Raw genomic sequence first — 3,665 nt, forward strand, 5'->3', positions numbered from 1 at the left:
ATTTTCGAAGAGTATTAGCGACTAGTTAGCTAGGAAAGGAAGATATTTGTGACAAATAATAAACTGTATTCGTTGGTAGAATTTAGAAATAAAATATACGAAGAATTAGAACTCTCCAGAAGTGATTTAGTGATTTTGCTATGTGCCATGCTTATCGCCTCTATCGGATTAAATATGGATTCGACTCCCGTGATTATTGGAGCCATGTTAATCTCTCCTTTGATGACACCTATTCTGGGAGTGGGGCTCTCTCTAGCTATATTTGATTTTAAATTGTTAAGAAAATCTTTTAAAATATTAGCTATTCAAATTCTTGCCAGTTTAATCGCTTCAACACTTTATTTTTATCTTTCTCCCATTTCGTATGCTAGTTCGGAGATTGTTGCTAGAACCTCTCCGACTATTTGGGATGTTCTCATTGCTTTTGTAGGAGGGATAGCAGGTATTATTGGTGCTAGGAAAAAAGAGACCAATAATATTGTCCCTGGTGTCGCGATTGCAACCGCCTTGATGCCTCCTCTTTGTACGGTAGGTTACGCTATTGCTTCTGCTAATCTAAAATTTATCATAGGCTCTTCTTACCTATTCCTCATCAATTGTAGCTTCATTGTCATTGCGACTTATATAGGTGTCAGGTTGATGATGGTTAAGAAGCACTATTTTAGAGATAATGAAGAAGACTCTAAAATGCGCAGGATTTTGCTTCTAGTTGCTGTTTTACTGATGATTCCGAGTTTCATCTCTGCAACGACTTTAGTCAGAGAAACGTTGAAAAAAGAGTCCCTTAATAAATTTATATCAGAGCAGTTTCAGGGGCATAATATTTTGAAAAAAACCTATTCTAAAAAGAATCATACCCTAAAGCTAACCATCTCAGGAAATTATTTGACAGAAGAAGAACTCGATATGATTTCCAGTAAGAGGGGGGACTATGGTTTAAGTGATGTTTCTGTTCAAGTTTCCCAATTGTCTGATTCAGAACAACTTAGCAAGGAAGAACTGGTAGAATATTTCTTCCAGTATATCAAGGATAAGGAAGCGAAAGAAAAGGAAAAAGCTAATAAATTTGATACAGAGTCCGAGGAGCAATAATTTCTTGAGAATAGCTGGTTTTTCTCGTAAGTCTTCTATGTATATCAAAGGAAGACTGAGGTCTTAAGTATAAAACTTTTCTTCTATTATAGTAGCTAAGTCTTGACAGGGTTCAAAAAATGGTTTACACTTTATAAAGTTTATTACTTTGAAAAGGTGTGATACTGTGGCTACGGCAACAAAAAAGAAAAAATCAACAGTTAAAAAAAATCTAGTCATCGTGGAGTCGCCTGCTAAGGCCAAGACGATTGAAAAATATCTAGGCAGAAACTACAAGGTTTTAGCCAGTGTCGGGCATATCCGTGATTTGAAGAAATCCAGTATGTCCGTCGATATTGAAAATAATTATGAACCGCAATATATCAATATTCGAGGAAAAGGTCCTCTCATCAATGACTTGAAAAAAGAAGCCAAAAAAGCTAATAAAGTCTTTCTGGCGAGTGACCCGGACCGTGAAGGAGAAGCGATTTCTTGGCATTTGGCCCATATTCTCAACTTGGATGAAAATGATGCCAACCGTGTGGTCTTCAATGAAATCACCAAGGATGCAGTCAAAAATGCTTTCAAAGAGCCACGCAAGATTGATATGGACTTGGTCGATGCCCAACAGGCTCGTCGTGTTTTGGATCGCTTGGTAGGGTACTCGATTTCGCCTATTTTGTGGAAGAAGGTCAAGAAGGGCTTGTCAGCAGGGCGCGTACAGTCTATTGCGCTTAAGTTAATCATTGACCGTGAGAATGAAATCAATGCCTTCCAACCAGAGGAATACTGGACAATCGATGCTGTCTTTAAAAAGGGAACCAAGCAATTTCAGGCGTCCTTCTATGGAGTAGATGGCAAAAAGCTGAAACTGACTAGTAATGACGAAGTCAAGGAAGTCTTATCTCGTCTGACTAGTAAAGACTTTTCAGTGGATCAGGTGGATAAGAAAGAGCGCAAGCGCAATGCTCCTTTACCTTATACCACTTCATCTATGCAGATGGATGCGGCCAATAAAATTAACTTCCGTACTCGAAAGACCATGATGGTTGCGCAGCAGCTCTATGAGGGGATCAATATCGGTTCTGGTGTGCAAGGTTTGATTACCTATATGCGTACTGATTCGACTCGTATCAGTCCAGTAGCGCAAAATGAAGCAGCAAGTTTCATTACGGACCGTTTTGGTAGCAAGTATTCTAAGCATGGTAGCAAGGTCAAAAATGCTTCTGGAGCTCAGGATGCCCACGAGGCTATTCGTCCGTCAAGTGTCTTTAATACACCGGAAAGCATCGCTAAGTATCTGGACAAGGATCAACTCAAGCTTTATACTCTTATTTGGAATCGTTTTGTAGCGAGCCAGATGACAGCTGCTGTCTTTGATACTATGGCTGTTAAATTATCTCAAAATGAGGTCCAATTTGCTGCTAATGGTAGTCAGGTTAAGTTTGATGGTTATCTTGCCATTTATAATGATTCTGATAAGAATAAGATGTTACCAGATATGGCTGTTGGAGATGTGGTTAAGCAGGTTAATAGCAAACCAGAGCAACATTTCACCCAACCGCCTGCTCGTTATTCTGAAGCGACACTGATCAAGACCTTGGAGGAAAATGGGGTTGGACGTCCGTCAACCTACGCACCGACCATTGAAACTATTCAGAAACGTTATTATGTTCGCCTTGCAGCCAAACGCTTTGAACCGACAGAGTTGGGAGAAATTGTTAACAAGCTTATCGTTGAATATTTCCCAGATATCGTAAACGTGACCTTTACAGCTGAAATGGAAGGCAAGCTGGATGATGTCGAAGTCGGAAAAGAGCAGTGGCAACGTGTTATTGATGCCTTTTACAAACCATTCTCTAAAGAGGTCTCCAAGGCTGAAGAAGAAATGGAAAAAATCCAGATTAAGGATGAACCAGCTGGATTTGACTGTGAAGTGTGTGGCAGTCCAATGGTTATTAAACTTGGTCGATTTGGTAAGTTCTACGCTTGTAGCAATTTTCCAGATTGCCGTCATACCCAAGCAATCGTGAAAGAGATTGGTGTTGAGTGTCCAAGTTGTCATCAGGGACAAATCATTGAGCGTAAAACAAAACGTAACCGCCTCTTCTATGGTTGCAATCGCTATCCAGAATGTGAATTTACTTCTTGGGACAAGCCTGTTGGTCGTGACTGTCCAAAATGTGGCAATTTCCTCATGGAGAAAAAAGTCCGTGGTGGTGGCAAGCAGATTGTTTGTAGCAAGGGTGACTACGAAGAAGAAAAGATTAAATAAGAGGAGAGTCCTGAGAGTCAATTTCAGGCTCTTTTTGGTTGGAGCTTGACAAAATTTATCATTTTATGCGAAACTAGAAGAGGATTATTTTATACTCAATGAAAATCAAAGAGCAAACTAGGAAACTAGCCGCAGGTTGCTCAAAGCACTGCTTTGAGGTTGCAGATAAGACTGACGAAGTCAGCTCAAAACACTGTTTTGAGGTTGTAGATGAAACTGACGAAGTCAGTAACCATACCTACGGCAAGGCGACGCTGACGTGGTTTGAAGAGATTTTCGAAGAGTATTACCTTCAAGAAACTCCATTGATGCCCCACCA

2 protein-coding genes and 1 pseudogene are annotated in these 3,665 nt (G+C 40.0%); all 3 read left to right on the forward strand.

The window, feature by feature from the left end:
- Positions 1-48: 48 nt before the first annotated feature.
- Positions 49-1,092 carry a TIGR00341 family protein gene (locus HT688_RS00105; protein WP_050253721.1) on the forward strand — a complete coding sequence of 348 codons (1,044 nt, stop codon included), beginning with the start codon at positions 49-51 and terminating at the stop codon, positions 1,090-1,092.
- Between the two features lie 166 nt (positions 1,093-1,258).
- Positions 1,259-3,346: a type I DNA topoisomerase gene (gene topA, locus HT688_RS00110; protein ID WP_172923423.1), complete on the forward strand. Its 2,088-nt coding sequence runs from the start codon at positions 1,259-1,261 to the stop codon at positions 3,344-3,346.
- A gap of 98 nt (positions 3,347-3,444) precedes the next feature.
- Positions 3,445-3,665: pseudogene (locus HT688_RS11560) on the forward strand (hypothetical protein); the annotation flags it as partial.

This window comes from Streptococcus sp. 1559 (genome assembly GCF_013276735.1).
Taxonomy (GTDB): Bacteria; Bacillota; Bacilli; order Lactobacillales; family Streptococcaceae; genus Streptococcus; species Streptococcus pseudopneumoniae.